The organism is Arthrobacter sp. 9MFCol3.1 (assembly GCF_000620385.1).
Classification (GTDB): Bacteria; Actinomycetota; Actinomycetes; order Actinomycetales; family Micrococcaceae; genus Arthrobacter.
In genome coordinates, this window is sequence record NZ_JIBJ01000033.1 from 1 (window position 1) to 1,161 (window position 1,161).

Sequence of the window (1,161 nt, forward strand, 5' to 3'; positions counted from 1 at the left end):
CTGGCGGCGTGCTTAACACATGCAAGTCGAACGATGATCCGGTGCTTGCACCGGGGATTAGTGGCGAACGGGTGAGTAACACGTGAGTAACCTGCCCTTAACTCTGGGATAAGCCTGGGAAACTGGGTCTAATACCGGATATGACTCCTCATCGCATGGTGGGGGGTGGAAAGCTTTATTGTGGTTTTGGATGGACTCGCGGCCTATCAGCTTGTTGGTGAGGTAATGGCTCACCAAGGCGACGACGGGTAGCCGGCCTGAGAGGGTGACCGGCCACACTGGGACTGAGACACGGCCCAGACTCCTACGGGAGGCAGCAGTGGGGAATATTGCACAATGGGCGCAAGCCTGATGCAGCGACGCCGCGTGAGGGATGACGGCCTTCGGGTTGTAAACCTCTTTCAGTAGGGAAGAAGCGAAAGTGACGGTACCTGCAGAAGAAGCGCCGGCTAACTACGTGCCAGCAGCCGCGGTAATACGTAGGGCGCAAGCGTTATCCGGAATTATTGGGCGTAAAGAGCTCGTAGGCGGTTTGTCGCGTCTGCCGTGAAAGTCCGGGGCTCAACTCCGGATCTGCGGTGGGTACGGGCAGACTAGAGTGATGTAGGGGAGACTGGAATTCCTGGTGTAGCGGTGAAATGCGCAGATATCAGGAGGAACACCGATGGCGAAGGCAGGTCTCTGGGCATTAACTGACGCTGAGGAGCGAAAGCATGGGGAGCGAACAGGATTAGATACCCTGGTAGTCCATGCCGTAAACGTTGGGCACTAGGTGTGGGGGACATTCCACGTTTTCCGCGCCGTAGCTAACGCATTAAGTGCCCCGCCTGGGGAGTACGGCCGCAAGGCTAAAACTCAAAGGAATTGACGGGGGCCCGCACAAGCGGCGGAGCATGCGGATTAATTCGATGCAACGCGAAGAACCTTACCAAGGCTTGACATGGGCCGGACCGGGCTGGAAACAGTCCTTCCCCTTTGGGGCCGGTTCACAGGTGGTGCATGGTTGTCGTCAGCTCGTGTCGTGAGATGTTGGGTTAAGTCCCGCAACGAGCGCAACCCTCGTTCCATGTTGCCAGCGCGTAATGGCGGGGACTCATGGGAGACTGCCGGGGTCAACTCGGAGGAAGGTGGGGACGACGTCAAATCATCATGCCCCTTATG

General features: G+C 57.6%; 1 rRNA gene. It reads left to right on the plus strand.

Features of this window, described 5'->3' with window-relative positions:
- Positions 1–1,161, plus strand: a 16S ribosomal RNA gene (locus C560_RS0117425); the annotation flags it as partial.